Origin of the sequence: Nocardia sputorum (genome assembly GCF_027924405.1) — a bacterium.
GTDB classification, from domain to species: domain Bacteria; phylum Actinomycetota; class Actinomycetes; order Mycobacteriales; family Mycobacteriaceae; genus Nocardia; species Nocardia sputorum.
Genome location: NZ_AP026978.1, coordinates 1064457 through 1080230, shown reverse-complemented (window position 1 = coordinate 1080230; position 15774 = coordinate 1064457). Strand labels below are relative to the sequence as shown.

At 68.2% G+C, this 15774-nt stretch carries 14 protein-coding genes; 11 read left to right on the top strand and 3 right to left on the bottom strand.

Annotation, left to right across the window (positions count from 1 at the left end; genetic code table 11):
* Positions 1-154: 154 nt before the first annotated feature.
* Positions 155-3013 carry a preprotein translocase subunit SecA gene (gene secA, locus QMG86_RS04780; protein WP_281877902.1) on the bottom strand — a complete coding sequence of 953 codons (2859 nt, stop codon included), beginning with the start codon at positions 3011-3013 and terminating at the stop codon, positions 155-157.
* Positions 3014-3344: 331 nt separating this feature from the next.
* On the opposite strand from secA, the gene QMG86_RS04775 reads away from it, so the two are divergent.
* From QMG86_RS04775 to QMG86_RS04745, 7 genes are all read left to right on the top strand, one after another.
* A complete protein-coding gene (locus tag QMG86_RS04775; protein ID WP_281877901.1) occupies positions 3345-4766 on the top strand; it encodes a WS/DGAT/MGAT family O-acyltransferase in 1422 nt (473 codons plus the stop codon).
* Between the two features lie 10 nt (positions 4767-4776).
* Positions 4777-5325, top strand: coding sequence for a DUF6912 family protein (locus tag QMG86_RS04770; RefSeq protein ID WP_281880778.1), 549 nt, complete (start codon positions 4777-4779; stop codon positions 5323-5325).
* 123 nt (positions 5326-5448) lie between these two features.
* Positions 5449-6606, top strand: a complete 1158-nt coding sequence (locus QMG86_RS04765) for a ferredoxin reductase (RefSeq protein WP_281877900.1) — start codon at positions 5449-5451, stop codon at positions 6604-6606.
* A gap of 45 nt (positions 6607-6651) precedes the next feature.
* The gene (locus QMG86_RS04760; RefSeq protein WP_281877899.1) at positions 6652-8088 is read left to right on the top strand and encodes a fatty acid desaturase family protein; all 1437 of its coding nucleotides are present in this window, start codon (positions 6652-6654) and stop codon (positions 8086-8088) included.
* A gap of 100 nt (positions 8089-8188) precedes the next feature.
* Complete coding sequence (locus tag QMG86_RS04755; protein ID WP_281877898.1) at positions 8189-9445, top strand: fatty acid desaturase family protein; 1257 nt, start codon at positions 8189-8191, stop codon at positions 9443-9445.
* 103 nt (positions 9446-9548) lie between these two features.
* Positions 9549-10169, top strand: a complete 621-nt coding sequence (bluB, locus tag QMG86_RS04750) for a 5,6-dimethylbenzimidazole synthase (protein WP_281880776.1) — start codon at positions 9549-9551, stop codon at positions 10167-10169.
* Between the two features lie 140 nt (positions 10170-10309).
* On the top strand, positions 10310-10480 hold the full coding sequence (locus QMG86_RS04745; RefSeq protein WP_159847352.1) for a hypothetical protein: 171 nt from the start codon (positions 10310-10312) through the stop codon (positions 10478-10480).
* Positions 10481-10561: 81 nt separating this feature from the next.
* On the opposite strand, the gene QMG86_RS04740 is transcribed toward QMG86_RS04745, so the two are convergent.
* On the bottom strand, positions 10562-11854 hold the full coding sequence (locus QMG86_RS04740; RefSeq protein ID WP_281877895.1) for an acetyl-CoA C-acyltransferase: 1293 nt from the start codon (positions 11852-11854) through the stop codon (positions 10562-10564).
* A gap of 311 nt (positions 11855-12165) precedes the next feature.
* Between QMG86_RS04740 and QMG86_RS04735 the strand changes: the two genes are divergently transcribed.
* From QMG86_RS04735 to QMG86_RS04720, 4 genes are read left to right on the top strand one after another with little or no spacing between them, the layout of a single operon-like run.
* The gene (locus tag QMG86_RS04735) at positions 12166-12867 is read left to right on the top strand and encodes a helix-turn-helix domain-containing protein (RefSeq protein ID WP_281877893.1); all 702 of its coding nucleotides are present in this window, start codon (positions 12166-12168) and stop codon (positions 12865-12867) included.
* 10 nt (positions 12868-12877) lie between these two features.
* Entirely contained in the window at positions 12878-13315 is a 438-nt protein-coding gene (locus tag QMG86_RS04730) for a hypothetical protein (RefSeq protein WP_281877891.1), read from the top strand.
* Between the two features lie 47 nt (positions 13316-13362).
* A complete protein-coding gene (locus QMG86_RS04725; RefSeq protein ID WP_281877890.1) occupies positions 13363-13887 on the top strand; it encodes a hypothetical protein in 525 nt (174 codons plus the stop codon).
* Positions 13884-15044, top strand: coding sequence for an MAB_1171c family putative transporter (locus tag QMG86_RS04720; protein ID WP_281877888.1), 1161 nt, complete (start codon positions 13884-13886; stop codon positions 15042-15044). The genes QMG86_RS04725 and QMG86_RS04720 overlap by 4 nt, the downstream gene beginning before the upstream one ends.
* Here QMG86_RS04720 and hpf read toward each other — a convergent pair.
* Positions 15020-15634, bottom strand: a complete 615-nt coding sequence (gene hpf, locus QMG86_RS04715; protein WP_434085669.1) for a ribosome hibernation-promoting factor, HPF/YfiA family — start codon at positions 15632-15634, stop codon at positions 15020-15022. The genes QMG86_RS04720 and hpf overlap by 25 nt on opposite strands.
* Positions 15635-15774: the final 140 nt, after the last annotated feature.

Genomic DNA, 15774 nt, shown 5'->3' with positions numbered 1-15774 from the left:
GATACGCCGATCCGCGCTGCTGCGGCGGCGAACCGTCGCGTGTCGAGCCTCGATGTGAGCATGCCCGCGGGCGGAGGGCCGGCGCATCGCTTCGATCGAATCGTCTGAACGACGAAGGCGCCCAGGAATAACCCTGAGCGCCTTCGGCTTTCGATCAGTGGCGGCGGCGGGACTTCGGCCCGCGCCTTCCTTTCGCCTCCGCGCGGGCCGCCTCGCGGCGCTCGCGGCGGGTGGGCTGCGGACCACCGTCCACGCCGTATTCCTCGGTGTCGCTGTGCACCGCGGCCCGGCCGCCCTCGTCCGGGCCGGAGTAGCTGAAACCGCGCGGCGCGGTGTCATCGATACCCCTGGCGCGCAAGGCCGCCGGCGCGGCATGCCCGTTGGCGACCCGAGCCTCCTCGGTGGGCAGCGGTGCGGGGGCGGCTCCGACCGGCGAACGCAGGCCGGGGCCGACGGCGACGCCTTCCGGCTGCGGCTGCTGCACCTCGACCTGCAAGTTGAACAGGAAGCCGACCGACTCCTCCTTGAGCCCCTCGAGCATCGCGGTGAACATGTCGAAACCCTCGCGCTGGTATTCCACCAGCGGGTCGCGCTGCGCCATCGCGCGCAGGCCGATGCCCTCCTTGAGGTAGTCCATCTCGTAGAGGTGCTCACGCCACTTGCGGTCGAGCACCGAAAGCAGCACCTGCCGTTCCAGGTTGCGCATGCTGCCCTCGCCCGCCAAGCCGTCGATCTCGGCCTCGCGGCGCTCGTAAGCCGCGTGCGCGTCGTCCAGCAACGCGTCGAGCAACTCCTCACGCGTCAGCTCGCCCGCCTCGCCGACCTCGGTCTCGCCGGTCAGGTCCCGGTAGTCCAGGCCCACCGGGTACAGCGTCTTCAGCGCCGTCCACAGCTTGTCCAGATCCCAGTCCTCGACGTAGCCCTCCGCGGTGGCGCCGTCCACGTACGCGGTGATCACGTCGGTGATCATGTTCTGGACCTGACCCTCCATGTCCTCACCGCGCAGGATCCGGTCGCGCTCGCCGTAGATCACGGTGCGCTGCTGGTTCATCACCTCGTCGTACTTGAGGACGTTCTTCCGGATCTCGAAGTTCTGCTGCTCGACCTGCGTCTGCGCGCTCTTGATGGCCTTGGACACCATCTTGGCCTCGATCGGCACGTCGTCGGGCAGGTTCAGCCGCGTCATGATCGCTTCCAGCGCGGCGCCGTTGAACCGGCGCATCAGCTCGTCACCCAGCGAGAGGTAGAACCGGGACTCGCCCGGGTCGCCCTGCCGGCCGGAGCGGCCGCGCAACTGGTTGTCGATGCGGCGCGACTCGTGCCGCTCGGTGCCCAGCACGTAGAGGCCGCCCGCGTCGCGCACCGCCTCGGCGTCCTCGGCGGTCTGGGCTTTGACCTGGTCCAGCGTGGGCAGCCAGGCGCGCTCGTACTCCTCCGGCGTCTCCACCGGGTCGAAGCCCTGCTTGCGCAGCAGGATGTCGGCGATGATGTCCGGGTTGCCGCCGAGCACGATGTCGGTACCGCGGCCCGCCATGTTCGTCGCGACGGTCACCGCGCCCGGGCGGCCCGCCTCGGCGATGATCTCGGCTTCCTTCTCGTGGTACTTCGCGTTCAGCACGTTGTGCGGGATGCCGCGCTTGGTGAACTGCTTGGACAGGTACTCCGAGCGTTCGACGCTGGTGGTACCGATCAGCACCGGCTGGCCCTTTTCGTGCCGCTCGGTGACGTCGTCGACCACGGCGGAGAACTTGGCCTCCTCCGTCTTGTAGATCAGGTCGGACTGGTCGGCGCGGATCATCGGCTTGTTGGTCGGGATGGGGACCACGCCGAGGTTGTAGATCTGGTGCAGCTCGGCGGCCTCGGTCTCGGCGGTGCCGGTCATGCCGGAGAGCTTGTCGTAGAGGCGGAAGTAGTTCTGCAGGGTGATCGTGGCCAGGGTCTGGTTCTCCGGCTGGATCTCCACCCCTTCCTTGGCCTCGATCGCCTGGTGCATGCCCTCGTTGTAGCGCCGGCCGACCAGGATGCGGCCGGTGAACTCGTCGACGATGATCACCTCGCCGTCGCGGACGATGTAGTCCTTGTCGCGGGTGTAGAGCTCCTTGGCCTTGATAGCGTTGTTCAGGTAGCTCACCAGCGGCGAGTTGGCGGCCTCGTAGAGGTTGTCGATGCCGAGCTGGTCCTCGACGAACTCGACACCCGCCTCGTGCACGCCGATCGTGCGCTTCTTGATGTCGACCTCGTAGTGCAAGTCCTTCTTCAGCAGCGGCGCGATACGCGCGAACTCGGCGTACCACTTCGAGGAGGCGTCGGCGGGCCCGGAGATGATCAGCGGGGTGCGCGCCTCGTCGATGAGGATGGAGTCGACCTCGTCGACGATCGCGAAGTTGTGCCCGCGCTGCACCAGGTCGTCCAGCGAGTGCGTCATGTTGTCGCGCAGGTAGTCGAAGCCGAACTCGTTGTTCGTGCCGTAGGTGATGTCGGCGCCGTAGGCCACCCGCCGCTGCGCGGGGCTCATGCCGCCCAGGATCACGCCCACCTCGAGGCCGAGGAAGCGGTGCACGCGGCCCATCCACTCCGCGTCGCGCTTGGCCAGGTAGTCGTTCACCGTGACGACGTGCACGCCGTCGCCGCTGATCGCGTTCAGGTAGGCGGGCAGCACACAGGTCAGGGTCTTGCCCTCACCGGTCTTCATCTCGGCGATGTTGCCGGTGTGGAGCGCGGCGCCGCCCATGACCTGCACCTTGTAGTGCTTCTGGCTGAGCACCCGCCAGGACGCCTCCCGCGCGACGGCGAACGCCTCGGCCATCAGCTGGCCGAGCGGATCGGTCTCGCCGTCCTCGACCATCTCGGCGTAGCGCTCGCGGAACTCGTCCGTTTTGGCCCGTAGCTCCGCGTCGCTGAGATCCTCGTACTCCGGTTCGAGGGCGAGGACCTGGTCGGCGAAATGCGAGAGCCGCTTGACCACGCGACCCTCACCAATCCGTAGCAACCTCGTCAGTGTCAGCGCAGGCACGGGTCTCGTCAGTCCTCTGGTCGGTGTGTCAAAACGTGTCGTCGGCCCCCGGGCCGGTGCGGCCCACGCGGTTGCGCGGAATCCGCTGCAAGCTTCATGGTAATGCTCTGCTCGATGTGCAGCGCCTGCGGCGCTACGTGGCTGGGCAGCGAACTGCTCCGCCCTGTGATCGAATCTATGCGCCGAACTCGGATCGACCAGCGTGTCACGGAACCCCGGCGTGAAAAAACGTGTACGGAATTCATCGGAAATGCCACAACGGCCGAGGCGACGGTTGCCGCGGCAGCACAATGAAGCGGGGACGGCATCGGGAAAAGGAGTACCGGTCAGCGTGATCACGAGACTGACGCCGCAGGACACGGCCTTCTACCGGCTCGAGTCGAGTAGCAACCCGATCCATATCGGCTCTCTCGCGATCGTGCGGAACACCGACCCGGGCGACAGCTCGGGCCGGCCGATTCTGGACTACGACCGGCTGGTGGACCTGGTCGAGAGCAGGCTCCCGCTGGTGCCGAGGTACCGGCGCAAAGTGCGGGAGATCCCGCTGTCGCTCGGACGACCGGTCTGGGTCGAGGACAGCCGGTTCGACATCACCTACCACATCCGCCGTTCCGCGCTCCCCGGCCCTGGCACCGACGAACAACTGCACGAACTGGTCGCGCGGCTCACCTCGCACCCCTTGGATCCGGCCCGGCCGCTGTGGGAGATGTACCTGATCGAGCGGCTGTCGGAGGGCCGCTGCGCCATTTTCACCAAGACCCATTCCGCCCTGGTGGACGGGGACACCGCGCTGGAGATCGGCCACGTGATCCTCGACGCGGGCCCAGCGCCGCGCGACTTGGCCGGCGACGACTGGATCGCGCCACGCGAACCCGGCGACATCGAGCTGCTGGTCGGCGCGCTGGCCCAGCTCGCCGCGCAACCGCGCAGGACGCTGGAAGTGGCCAGGGACGCGAGCGCGGGTGCGTTCGCGATGCTCGGGACGGCGGGTAGAGCGGTCGAATCGGTGGTCGCGGCGGTGCGCACCGCGGCGACCGGCGCGCCCGCCAGCCCCCTGAACACCCGCACCTCGCGCAACCGCCGCTTCGACGTGGTGCGCACCGACCTGGCGGACTACCGCACCATCCGCGCTCGGTTCGGCTGCTCGATCAACGACGCCATCCTCGCGGTGGTCACCGGCGCCCTGCGCAACTGGCTGCTCTCGCGCGGGGAAGCGCTCACCGAATCCAGCACGCTGCGGGCGGTGGTGCCGATGTCGGTGTACGTCGAGGGGACCGACGGCGACCAAGCGCGCTCGGCGAGCGAGGTGTCCTCGTTCCTGATCGATCTGCCGGTGGGCGAACCGAGTCCGGTGATGCGGCTGTCGCACATCGCGCACGCCACCGAACTCAACGGGCGTCAGCGGCGCGGAGTCCGCGCGCGCACCCTGGTGCATCTGGCCGGTTTCGCTCCGGCCAGCCTGCATGCGATGAGTGTGCGCGCGGCGAGTACGTTCGCAGAACACACGTTCAATCTGGTGATCACCAACGCGCCGGGTCCGCAAGCGCCGATGTACATCGGCGGCGCGCGGATGCTGGAGATGTACCCGGTGTCGCCACTGCTGCGCAATCAGGCGTCGAGTATCGGGATCACGTCCTATGACGGACGCGTCTTCTACGGTCTCAACGCCGACCGCGACGCGATGGCCGACATCGGCGTGCTCGCCACGGCGGTGCGCGATTCCATGGAGGAGATGCTCGGTGCCTGCGTCTGATCAGAAGAAGCTGCGGGTCTACATCCCGGCTACGGTGCCGATGCTGCGCGAGCTGGTCGACAGCCGGGAGCTGGCCCCCGTCGGCGGGACCGCGTTCGCGGTGACACCCGCGCTGCGCGAGGCGTACGCCTCCGGCGACGACGAGGAGCTGGGTGAGGTCGCCATGAACGAAGCCGCCCGCGCGTCGCTGCGGCTGCTCGCGGCCGAACGCGACGCGATCGGATCGGCGGAGGGCTCCGACGACGAGGCCGCGCCGGTCGCGGGCGGCAGCCCGGTCTACCGCCGCGCGGTGATCGCCGCCGACGTGACCGGCGCCAAGCTGCGCCCCGACCTCGACGACGCGGTGGTCCGGCTGGCGGGTCCGATCCGCTACCAGCAGATCGCCTCGGTGCACGTCGATCTGGCCGACGCCGAACCGCAGGTGGCCAAGGCCGTCGACGTGGTGGACGCGGCCGACCTCGGCGACGCCGACGCGGAGTTCGTCCTCGGGGACGCCGAAGACCATCAATTGGCCTGGTACGCGGCCCAGGAGCTGCCGTTCCTGCTCGAACTGCTCTGAATCGCGGCGGCGGGCGCGGGCTAGCCCACCGCCGTAACCTACGATGCCGTAACCTTGCTGCGAGGCATCCGATCGGCGAGACGGCGGCCTACGCATCCGACGACAGGGAGACCAACGGCAGCGATGGGTTCGAAACTTGGAAGCTTCTCCGTGCGAAGCGTGCGCGCGTGGCTGGAGGCGCCGGCCGCGAGCGTAGCCGAGCGCGGCGGGAAGCTGAACGTGCTGCGCGGCGCCGTCGCGCGGGTGACCACGCCGTTGCTGCCCGACGATTACCTGCACCTGGCCAACCCGCTGTGGTCGGCGCGCGAACTGCGCGGGCGCGTCGTGGAGGTGCGCAAGGAGACGGCCGACTCGGCGACGCTGGTGATCCAGCCGGGGTGGGGCTTCGATTTCAAATACCAGCCCGGCCAGTACATCGGCATCGGCCTCCTGGTGGACGGACGCTGGCATTGGCGCTCGTATTCGCTGACCTGTCCGCCGGACTGGTCGGTGCCCGGGCACGGCGGCAAGCGGCTGATCTCCATCGCCGTGAAGGCGATGCCGGAAGGCTTCCTGTCCAGTCATCTGGTCAGCGGTGTGCCGGTCGGCACCGTCGTGCGGCTGGCCGCGCCGCAGGGCGGATTCGTCCTGCCGTACCCGCCGCCGGGGAAAGTGCTGTTCCTCACTGCGGGCAGCGGTATCACCCCGGTGATGTCCATGCTGCGTGCGCTGGACCGCCGCGAGCTGTTCACCGATGTGGCACACCTGCACTCCGCCCGCACCGCGGACGACGTGATGTTCGGTGCGGAACTGCAGGCGCTGACCGAGCGCAACCCGGGCTTCGATACCCGCCTGCATCTCACCGCCGAGCGGGGCAAGTTCGCGCTCGCCGATCTCGACACCCAGTTCCCGGATTGGCGCGAACGCGACACGTGGGCATGCGGCCCGGCCGGGATGCTCGACGAGATCGAGAACCACTGGCGCGCCGCGGGCCTGTCGGACCGCCTGCACGTGGAACGCTTCGAGATCGAGCGCTCCGCGATCGGCGAGGGCGGCACGGTCACCTTCGGCAAGACCGGACGCACCGTCGCGGCGGACGGCGCGACCAGCCTGCTCGAGGCCGGCGAGTCCGCCGGCGTGCAGATGCCGTTCGGCTGCCGGATGGGCATTTGCCAGACCTGTGTGGTCACGTTGAGTTCCGGCTACGCGCGCGACCTGCGCAACGGTGAGGAGCGCCGCGAAGGCGACAAGGTGCAGACCTGCATCTCGGCCGCGGCGGGCGACTGCACCCTGGACGTGTAGTCCGGCAGGTACCCTCGATGGGGATCGAGTAGGGAAAGGACCCCGGTGGCCATCACCGACATCAAGGCGTTCGCGCACCTCACGACAGCCGATATCGAGACACTGGGTCAGGAACTCGATTCCGTCCGGCGTTCGGTGGAGCTGTCCCGTGGCGAGCGGGACGCGAAGTACATCCGGCGCGCGATCGCGGCGCAACGCGGTCTCGAGGTAGCGGCTCGCGCCGTGCTGTTCGGCAGCCGCAATCGCTGGGCCTGGCTGGCCGGCACGGCGTTGCTGTCGGTGGCCAAGATCATCGAGAACATGGAGCTCGGGCACAACGTCAGCCACGGGCAATGGGACTGGATGAACGATCCGGAAATCCACTCCAGCTCGTGGGAATGGGACATGACAGGTCCCTCCGCGCAGTGGCGCCGGGCGCACAACTACTCCCACCACACCTACACCAACGTGCTCGGCAAGGACGAGGACCTCGGGTTCGGCATCCTCCGGATGACCCGCGACGAGCAGTGGCGGCCGATCCACCTGGTGCAGCCGCTGGCGAATCTACTGCTCGCCGCGACCTTCGAGTGGGGCATCGCGCTGCACGACTGGAGCATCGAAAAGGAGCTGTCGGACACGCCGCGCTGGGAGATCGCCTCGGAGCCGAACGTGGCGTTCGCCCGCAAGATCTGCCGCCAGGTGGCCAAGGACTTCCTCATCCATCCCGCGCTCACGGGCCCGGCGTTCAAGCACACGCTGAAGGCCAACGCGACGGCGAACCTGGTGCGCAACCTGTGGGCGTACGCGGTGATCTTCTGCGGCCACTTCCCCGACGGCGCGGAGAAGTTCACCATCGAGCAGCTGGAGGACGAGACCAGCGGCGAGTGGTATCTGCGCCAGATGCTCGGCAGCGCGAACTTCAAGGCCGGGCCCGCCATGGCGTTCATGAGCGGCAACCTCTGCTACCAGATCGAGCACCACCTGTTCCCCGATCTGCCGAGCAACCGCTACCCGGAGATCGCGGTGCGGGTGCGCGAGCTGTGCGACAAGTACGACCTGCCCTACACCACCGGGTCGCTGGGCAAGCAGTATCTGCTCGCCTTCCGCACGATCCACAAGCTGGCGCTGCCGGACCGGTTCCTCAAGGCGACCGCCGACAATGCGCCGGAGACCTCCTCGGAACGCAAGTTCGCCGGTATCACGCTGCCGTCGCTCGGCACGGAGTCCACGCACTGGTTGCGCGTCGATCCCGAGACCGGCAAGCGGCGCGGCCTGCGTTCGGCGCTGCACGAGGCGAAGATCGTGCTGCGAGAGAAGGCGCGGCAGGAGAAGGAGATGCTCCGCGAGGCCAAGGCAGCCTTGAAGGAGAAGGCCGAGCACGAGCGGCAGGTGCTACGCGGGGCCAAGGTCGCACTGCAGGAACGGGCCCGCCACGAACAAGCCGCGCTGCGCGAGAAAGCCATGCGCGACAAGCGTTTCCGCTTCAAGCGAAGGGCGACCTAACCTACCACTCGGTCACCGGTATCGCAATAGGGTATTTGACACATCCACGGGCCACACCTCGGAAACCTACGCTCTCGTAACTTACGGTAAGGTAACCCGTATGGCGATCTCGGATGTCAAGGAATACGCGCACCTCACCGAGGCCGACGTGGAAGCACTCGGCGCGGAATTCGACGCGATCCGGCGAGAAGTCGAAGCCTCGCGCGGCGAGCGCGACGCGAGATACATCCGCAACGTCATCCGGTTGCAGCGCGTGCTCGAGATCAGCGGCCGCGCGGTGCTGTTCGCCAGCCCGAAGCGGGCCGCCTGGTTGTCCGGCGTCGCCCTGCTCAGCACTGCCAAGATCATCGAGAACATGGAGATCGGGCACAACGTCATGCACGGGCAGTGGGACTGGATGAACGATCCGGAGATCCACTCCAGCTCGTGGGAGTGGGACAACACCGGCGCGGCCAAGCACTGGAAGCACACCCACAACTACCTGCACCACAAGTACACCAACGTGCTGGGCATGGACGACGACATCGGCTACGGCCTGCTGCGGGTGACGCGCGACCAGCGCTGGAAACCGTTCAACCTGGGCAACCCGATCTACAACCTGGTGCTGCAGCTGTTCTTCGAGTACGGCGTGGCCATCCAGCATCTGGAGCTGGGCAAGCTGGTGGCGGGCCGGTATAAGCCGGGCACCCCCGAACGGGCCGACTTCGAGCGCAGGCGCGACGAGGCGCTCACCAAGATGGGCAAGCAGATCCTCAAGGATTACGTGATCTTCCCCGCCCTCACCGGTCGCGCGTTCCTCTCCACGCTGACGGCGAACCTGGCCGCCAACGCGATCCGCAACGTCTGGTCCAACGCCGTGATCTTCTGCGGGCACTTCCCCGATGGTGCGGAGAAGTTCACCAAGGCCGACATCGACGGCGAGACCCACGGCGAGTGGTATCTGCGCCAGATGCTCGGCAGCGCCAACATCTCCGGCGGCCCGGTCATGCACTTCATGACCGGCAACCTCAGCCACCAGATCGAGCACCACCTGTTCCCCGACCTGCCCAGCAACCGGTACGCCGACATCGCCGTGCGGGTGCGCGAACTGGCCGACAAGTACGACCTGCCCTACACCACCGGCTCGCTGCCGGTGCAGTACTTCAAGGCGTGGCGCACCATCCTCAAGCTCTCGCTGCCGAACAAGTACCTGCGGGCCACCGCCGACGACGCCCCGGAGACCGCCTCGGAACGCAAGTTCGGAGGCAGCACCACGGCAGGCATCGATCCGGTGACCGGACGGCGCCGCGGGCTGCGCACCGCGCTCGCCCAGGGGCGTCGGCGGTTCGCCCGGCGCGGCAAGTCCGCGGCACGCTGACTTCCGGCGCCACCGGCCGACAGTCGGAATCCGACGCGCGAGACCACGCCCTGCGCGGCGGGCTCACCGGGTTTGATTGACTCGGGCGGTGCATCCTGAGGTTCTGAGCGTCTACGAGGCCATCCGGCGGCGCCGCGACGTGCGCGCGGAGTTCACCGGCGAACTCGTCGACGATGCGACATTGTGGCGGCTGCTGGACGCCGCGCACCGGGCGCCGAGCGTGGGGAATTCGCAGCCCTGGGATTTCGTGGTGGTCCGCGAACCGGCGACGCTGCGCGAGTTCGCCGCGCACGTGGCACAGAAGCGCGCCGAGTTCCGCGACGCGCTGCCCCCGGAGCGCGCCGCCACCTTCGAGCCGATCAAGATCGAGGGCATTGTGGAGAGCGGCACCGGGGTGGTGGTCTGCTACGACCACGATCGCGGCGGACCGCAGGTGCTCGGTCGGGCGACGGTGCCCGAAACCGGCATCTACTCGGCGGTTCTGGCCATCCAGAATCTCTGGCTGGCCGCCACCGCCGAGGGCGTCGGCGTCGGATGGGTGTCGTTCTACGATCCTGTCTTCCTGTCCGGCCTGATCGGACTCCCGGAGGGCGTCCGTACGGTTGCCTGGCTCTGCGTGGGGCCGGTGCGCGAATTCCAGCGCGTTCCCGATCTCGAGCGCTTCGGCTGGCGCGCCGGAAGACCGCTCACAGAGGCGGTGCACCGCGAGACCTATCGCGGGTGACTTCCGGCCGCGCGGGCATCGTTACGCAACTGTGCACATCGTTGAGGGTTCAATCGAATACCCACTGGGTACGACATGGACGAAACTGCGTCTTACGCAGTGCTGTTCATCGTGGTTCGTCGGTTCCAGGAGGTTTGTCAATGGCCAATGTCGATGCTGTTCGGCTGTCGAGCGAGCTGGGCATCGATCTGGCACAGGCTACGTTGCGCCTGCGTCGGGAAGGCGTCCCCGGCGAGACCAAGCACCAGACCTGTCTGCGGATCCTCGCGGACGAGGGACGCAAGCGGCGGGGCATCCCGGGCAAGCCCTGACGCCGACGTCCGGCACCGGTAGCGAACTGTCGCCGACCGACGCGGAACTCCCGGTCGGCCGGCGACACCGCCCCAGTCGTATCAGACGCGTTCGAGCACCGCCGACGCGCCGATTCCGCCCGCGGCGCAGATGCCGAGCAACGCGGTCTCCTTACCGGTGCGGGCAAGTTCGCTGGCCATCGTGGTCACCATGCGCGCCCCGGTCGCGCCGAACGGGTGACCGAGCGAGATCGAGCCGCCGTGCACGTTCAGTTTGTCGATGTCCACCTCGCCGACGGCGGTGTCACGATCCAACCGGGTCTTGGCCCATTCGTCGCTGGCCAGCGCGGTGAGCACCGCCAGGGTCTGGGCGGCGAAAGCCTCGTGGATATCGACGAGATCCGCGTCGCCCAGCGACATTCCGGCTTTCTCCAGTGCGCGGGGCATGGAGATGGCGGGGCCGATCAGCACCTGGTCGGTCGGATCGACGCTCACATAGCTCCAGGACCGGAACGCCGCCAGCGGCCGGTACCCCAGGGCATACGCTTTCTCCTCGCTCATCAGCAGCACCGCGGCGGCCCCGTCGGTGAGCGGGCTGGCGTTGCCCGCGGTCACGCTGCCGTCGGCGGCGAAAACAGGCTTCAGAGCAGCCAGTTTCGCGACGCTGGTATCGCCACGCACCAATCCGTCGCGCTGGATCTCCACGTCTTCGGGGGTGCGGACGCGCAGCACTTCGTCATCGAAGCGGCCCGAGTCGATGGCGGCCGCGGCGCGGTGGTGCGAGCGGGCGGCGAACTCGTCCTGGTCCGCGCGGCTCACGCCGTGGATGCGCGCCATCTTCTCGGCCGACTCGCCCATCACCTCGCCGGTGGTGCGCTCGGCGATCTTCGGCCGGCTCGGCAGCAGATCGGTGAAAGGCGCCAGCCGCGCGACCGCGGACAGGTAGTCCTTCGGCTTCGGCTTGCCCAGCGCCAGCGGCGCCGCCGCGTGCACCACCTTCTGCGGCAGCTTGACCTCGGCATTGGAGGTGGAATCGCTACCGCCCGCGATCATGATGTCGTATTCGCCGCGCTCGATCGCGGCCGCCGCCGAGGTGACCGCCTGCAAGCCGGAGGCGCAGGCCCTGGTCACGGTGTAGCCCTCACAGCCGGGATCCAACCGCAGGTCCAGCGCGATCTCGCGGGCGATGTTCGGCGCCGCCCCGGGCAGGATGACGCCGCCCCAGACGATCGCCTCCACTTGCGCGCCGGGCAGCCCCGTCCGCTCCAGCAGTCCCCGCACCGCGGCGTCGGCCAGTGCGATGGAGTCCATCGTGGTGTACCCGGTGAACGCCCGCACGAACGGCGTGCGCGCACCGGACACGATCACGGCACGGCGAGCAGCTTTGGTGGCCATGCGATTTCCTTTCGAAAGCCTCGGACCACCAAACTTACTCTATAGTAAGTTCACCGTCGACCCCCTTCGCCGACGGTGAACCCGACGTAGCGACACTCCCCTCCGCCGCCGCTGAACCGGCCCGCCGCGCACCGTTGAGCGGCAGACCGGGACGTCCGTCCCGGCGAACGCCCCTGCCCGTTCCGGAACCGTCGTCCAGCCCTCCCCCTGGGCCTTCCGACGCAAAGTACGGTACCAAACTTTCGAATCATTTTCCAAATAGTTTCTATTGATTTGCCTAAGACCTCCCAGCGGCTTACCATGAACTCACTATGCATAGCCCTTCGGAGCTGTCGCGGCAGAAGAGATTCGGGCGAATCATCAAAGAACGCCGGGACGAGCTCGGTCTCACCCAGCTACAGATCGGCGACCTCGGGGGACCTTCGGCGCCGACCATCCGGAAGATCGAAGACGGCGAGGCGGCCATCAGCATGCAGACGCTGAACAAGCTCGACGCCCCGCTGCGCTGGCTGCCGGGCAGTGCCGCACGCACCTACGCCGGCGGCGTCCCCGCTGCCGACGAACCCGCGAACGCCGTGCGCGGCGTGGGTGACTCGGTCGTGGCCGGGCCGGACGCGATCCGCTTCGAAATCTCCGATCTCACGGGGCTTCTCGCGTCCTCCGGCAGGCTCAACGACGCCGTCGAGAACGGTCGCACCACCGACCCTCAGGTGATCGCGGCGGTCGCGGAACTCAACCGGGTGATCTCCAAGCTCTCCGCGCGGTACGCGACCGCCATGCTCGAACGCAACGGCGGCCCGGGCAGGCAATTGCATCCGCTGGTGGAGATGGCCTTCGCGCATCTGCTCGCGGTTCCCGCGGAGGCCAGTGACCCCGGTGAGTTACAGGAACGCCGGTACCGCCGCTGGCTGGCCGGTCGATCGGAGGACATCGATGCAGCGACCGAAGCCCGATTCCGCGCACGCTGGCTGGCGGCCAACGTGGCGACGACAACGGAGCGAAACGGCGAGTGACGAGGCAGCCATGACCGACACAGGACCCGACGGCGCGGCACTCGCGCTGAGCCACAAGATCAATCGACTGTTCGCCGTCGTGCATCCGCGCGACGCGCCGGAACGCAGCACGGAATCGGTCGCCGTCCAGGTCAGCGAATTCCTCGGCCGACCGGTGCACCCCGGCTACCTGAGGCGCCTGCGCGACGGCGAGTTCGACGACCCGGACACGGGCGCCGCAGTCGATGCCGAGATCCTCGCCGCGGTGGCGCGTGGCTTCGGCGTGGCCGCCGACTACCTGGTCACCCGCGGTTCCACCGCGGACGCGATCGACCGCGAACTCGAGTTGCTCGCCACCATGCGGGACGCGAACGTCGCCAGCATCGCGCTGCGTGGTTCGAACGTCGATCGGGCCATGCTCGCCAAGATCATCCAGAGCACCGAAGGGTCGGTGCCGCCGAGTCGGTAGCATGCTTCCCTACATGGGCCACTGAGCTTTTGTAGGAGACCGATCACATGGCCATCCAGGCCCGGTTCCGGAGCTTGACCCGGGACCTCCCGATACCCCACCCATGGAATCTGCGGACGTACGTGGATGACGTCGCGGCCTACCGGGGCCGCAGCATCAGCCTGTTACCGATCGACACCGCGCTGCTTGCGGGAACCGGATGCGGCACGGGCAGCGGCTTGTGGATCGCGAAGCAGGACAGCGACGTCATCGTCTACGGCGCCGACACCACCGAATGGCATGCCGAGCACATCATCATGCACGAGCTCGGCCACATGCTGCTCGGGCACGGTCCGGAGCAAGCCGAAGCCGGTGAGCCGCCCGCGAGCACACCGACCCTGGCCGCGGTCGCCGACCTGCTGCCCTCGATCTCGCCCGAGTCGATCGCCCACGTGCTCGGCCGCACCGACTACGGCACCCTCCGGGAGCGCGACGCCGAGACCTTCGCCGACATGGTGATGCTGCACGCGATGCGTCCGCCGCGGCGCGATTCGCTGCTGCACCGCACCTTCTTCCGCGACAGGCGGCGGTGACCTCGCCGATCCCGGCGCCCATCGCGATACCGCTGATCGTCTTCGTCGCGGTGGTCGTCCTCGGGCGATGCCTCCTGCTGCACCGAGCCACGGTCGACCGTCTGCTCAATCGGGCCATGCTGTGGGGTGTCGCCACGCTGATCCTGCTCGAGCGCGGCATCGCGCCGCTGATCGGGAGTCTGCTGCACCAGCTTTCGATGGCGACACTGCTGATGGAGGTGGCCGGTCTCTATGGTGCGGCCCGGCTGTGGTCGGGCGCCGACCCTACGCACGCAGCGGCTCGACAGCGGGTGTACGACCTGGCCGGGCTGGCCGGAGGCGCGATCATCCTGGCCGTCGGCACCGAGGCGCGGCAGGGCGGCCGGCTGCTGGGGCAAGCCCTGGACTGGCCGACGGCGGTGGTCTGGTCGATCTTGTGGATTCCGCTGGTCGCCGTTGGACGGCTGGCCTGGCGCGCGGCAGTGCGCGAACTGCGCTCGAGCGAATCCTCCACCGCCGAACGCATCGTCTACGGCACCCTGCTGACGACCCTGGTCGTCGGTTCCGGCGGCTTGGTCTTCTCCGCGGTGCAGCTCACCGGGCCGGGCGCGAGCGCGGACCCGGCCATGGTGCGTTGGGCCGCACCGACTTTCGCCGCCTCGGCACTCGGCGCGGCGCTGCTCGCCGTGCCGCTGATCGGTTCGCTGCGGGCCCGCGCGGGCTGGGACCGGGCCGGACGGTACTGCCGCCGCCTGCGGCCGCTCTGGCGCGATCTCACCGCCGCGGTACCCGAGGTCGTGCTCGCGCCGGATCATGCCGTGGCCGAATCCGACGCGCGGCTGCTCCGCATGACGGTCGAGATCCGCGACGCCCTGATGCACCTGCGGCACTACCTGCCGGGCGACGCGGGCGATGCCGACCAGGTAGCACAGATCCGGCGGGCCATCGCCGCCAGATCGAGCGGGGCCGCCGTGCGACCGCGGCGGTCGCACGATCCGGCGGGACTGCCGGTCGGCGATATCGACTCGGATCTGCGACTGCTGCTCGAGCTGGCACGCCGGTGGCCTGCGAGCGGCGTTTCGGCGAAAATCTCCGGGCATCCGGCCGGTGAGCCGAATGCCCGGAGAAGTGGGGACGGGTGGTGTCTGTTTCGTCAGGCCAGGCGGATCAGGCCGTAGTCGAAGGCGTGACGCCGGTAGACCACCGAAGGCCGGTCGGTCTCCTTGTCCTGGAAGAGGAAGAAGTCGTGGCCGACGAGTTCCATCTGGTACAGAGCGTCGTCCACGGACATCGGCGTCGCCGAGTGCACCTTCGTGCGCACGATGTGCCCGGGACCCGCTTCGTAGTCCGGCTCCCGCCCTTCCTCCTCGTGCGCGTGCGCGGCACCGGATTCGCCGAGCCGCTCGAACAGGGAGTCGTCCACCAGATCGGCAGTGGCCTGGGCGACCGACAGCGGCGTCTTGTCGCCGTAGTGCACCCGGCGCCGATCCTTGGTGCGGCGCAGCCGGCTCTCCAGCTTCGCGGTCACCGACTCGAAGGCGGCGTAGAAGCTGTCGGCGCACGCCTCCGCCCGCACGACGGGACCCTTTCCGCGCGCGGTGATTTCGACGCGCTGGCAGTTCTTGCGCTGACGGCGGTTGCGCTCGTGGAACAGCTCGACGTCGAAGAGGAAGATCGATGGATCGAAGCGTTCTAATCGGGAGAGTTTTTCCGCGACGTAAACACGAAAGTGATCGGGCACCTCGACGTTGCGGCCCTTCACCACGATGTCGCCGCGCGGCGCCCGTGGTCGTTCCGTTGCGGGTTGCTCGAATGTTTCCTGGGTGCCGGCTTCCAGCACCGAAGGAGCGGGATCTTTCACTGAAGGTCGTGAAGAAGTCGTCACGCGTACCTCCCGGATCTGGCCGC

Coding starts and splice junctions, on each gene's coding strand:
- QMG86_RS04765 (WP_281877900.1), top strand. CDS start 5,449: ATGGGTTCGAAACTTGGAAGCTTCTCCGTGCGAAGCGTGCGCGCGTGG.
- QMG86_RS04755 (WP_281877898.1), top strand. CDS start 8,189: ATGGCGATCTCGGATGTCAAGGAATACGCGCACCTCACCGAGGCCGAC.
- QMG86_RS04745 (WP_159847352.1), top strand. CDS start 10,310: ATGGCCAATGTCGATGCTGTTCGGCTGTCGAGCGAGCTGGGCATCGAT.
- QMG86_RS04740 (WP_281877895.1), bottom strand. CDS start 11,854: ATGGCCACCAAAGCTGCTCGCCGTGCCGTGATCGTGTCCGGTGCGCGC.
- QMG86_RS04735 (WP_281877893.1), top strand. CDS start 12,166: ATGCATAGCCCTTCGGAGCTGTCGCGGCAGAAGAGATTCGGGCGAATC.
- QMG86_RS04730 (WP_281877891.1), top strand. CDS start 12,878: ATGACCGACACAGGACCCGACGGCGCGGCACTCGCGCTGAGCCACAAG.
- QMG86_RS04725 (WP_281877890.1), top strand. CDS start 13,363: ATGGCCATCCAGGCCCGGTTCCGGAGCTTGACCCGGGACCTCCCGATA.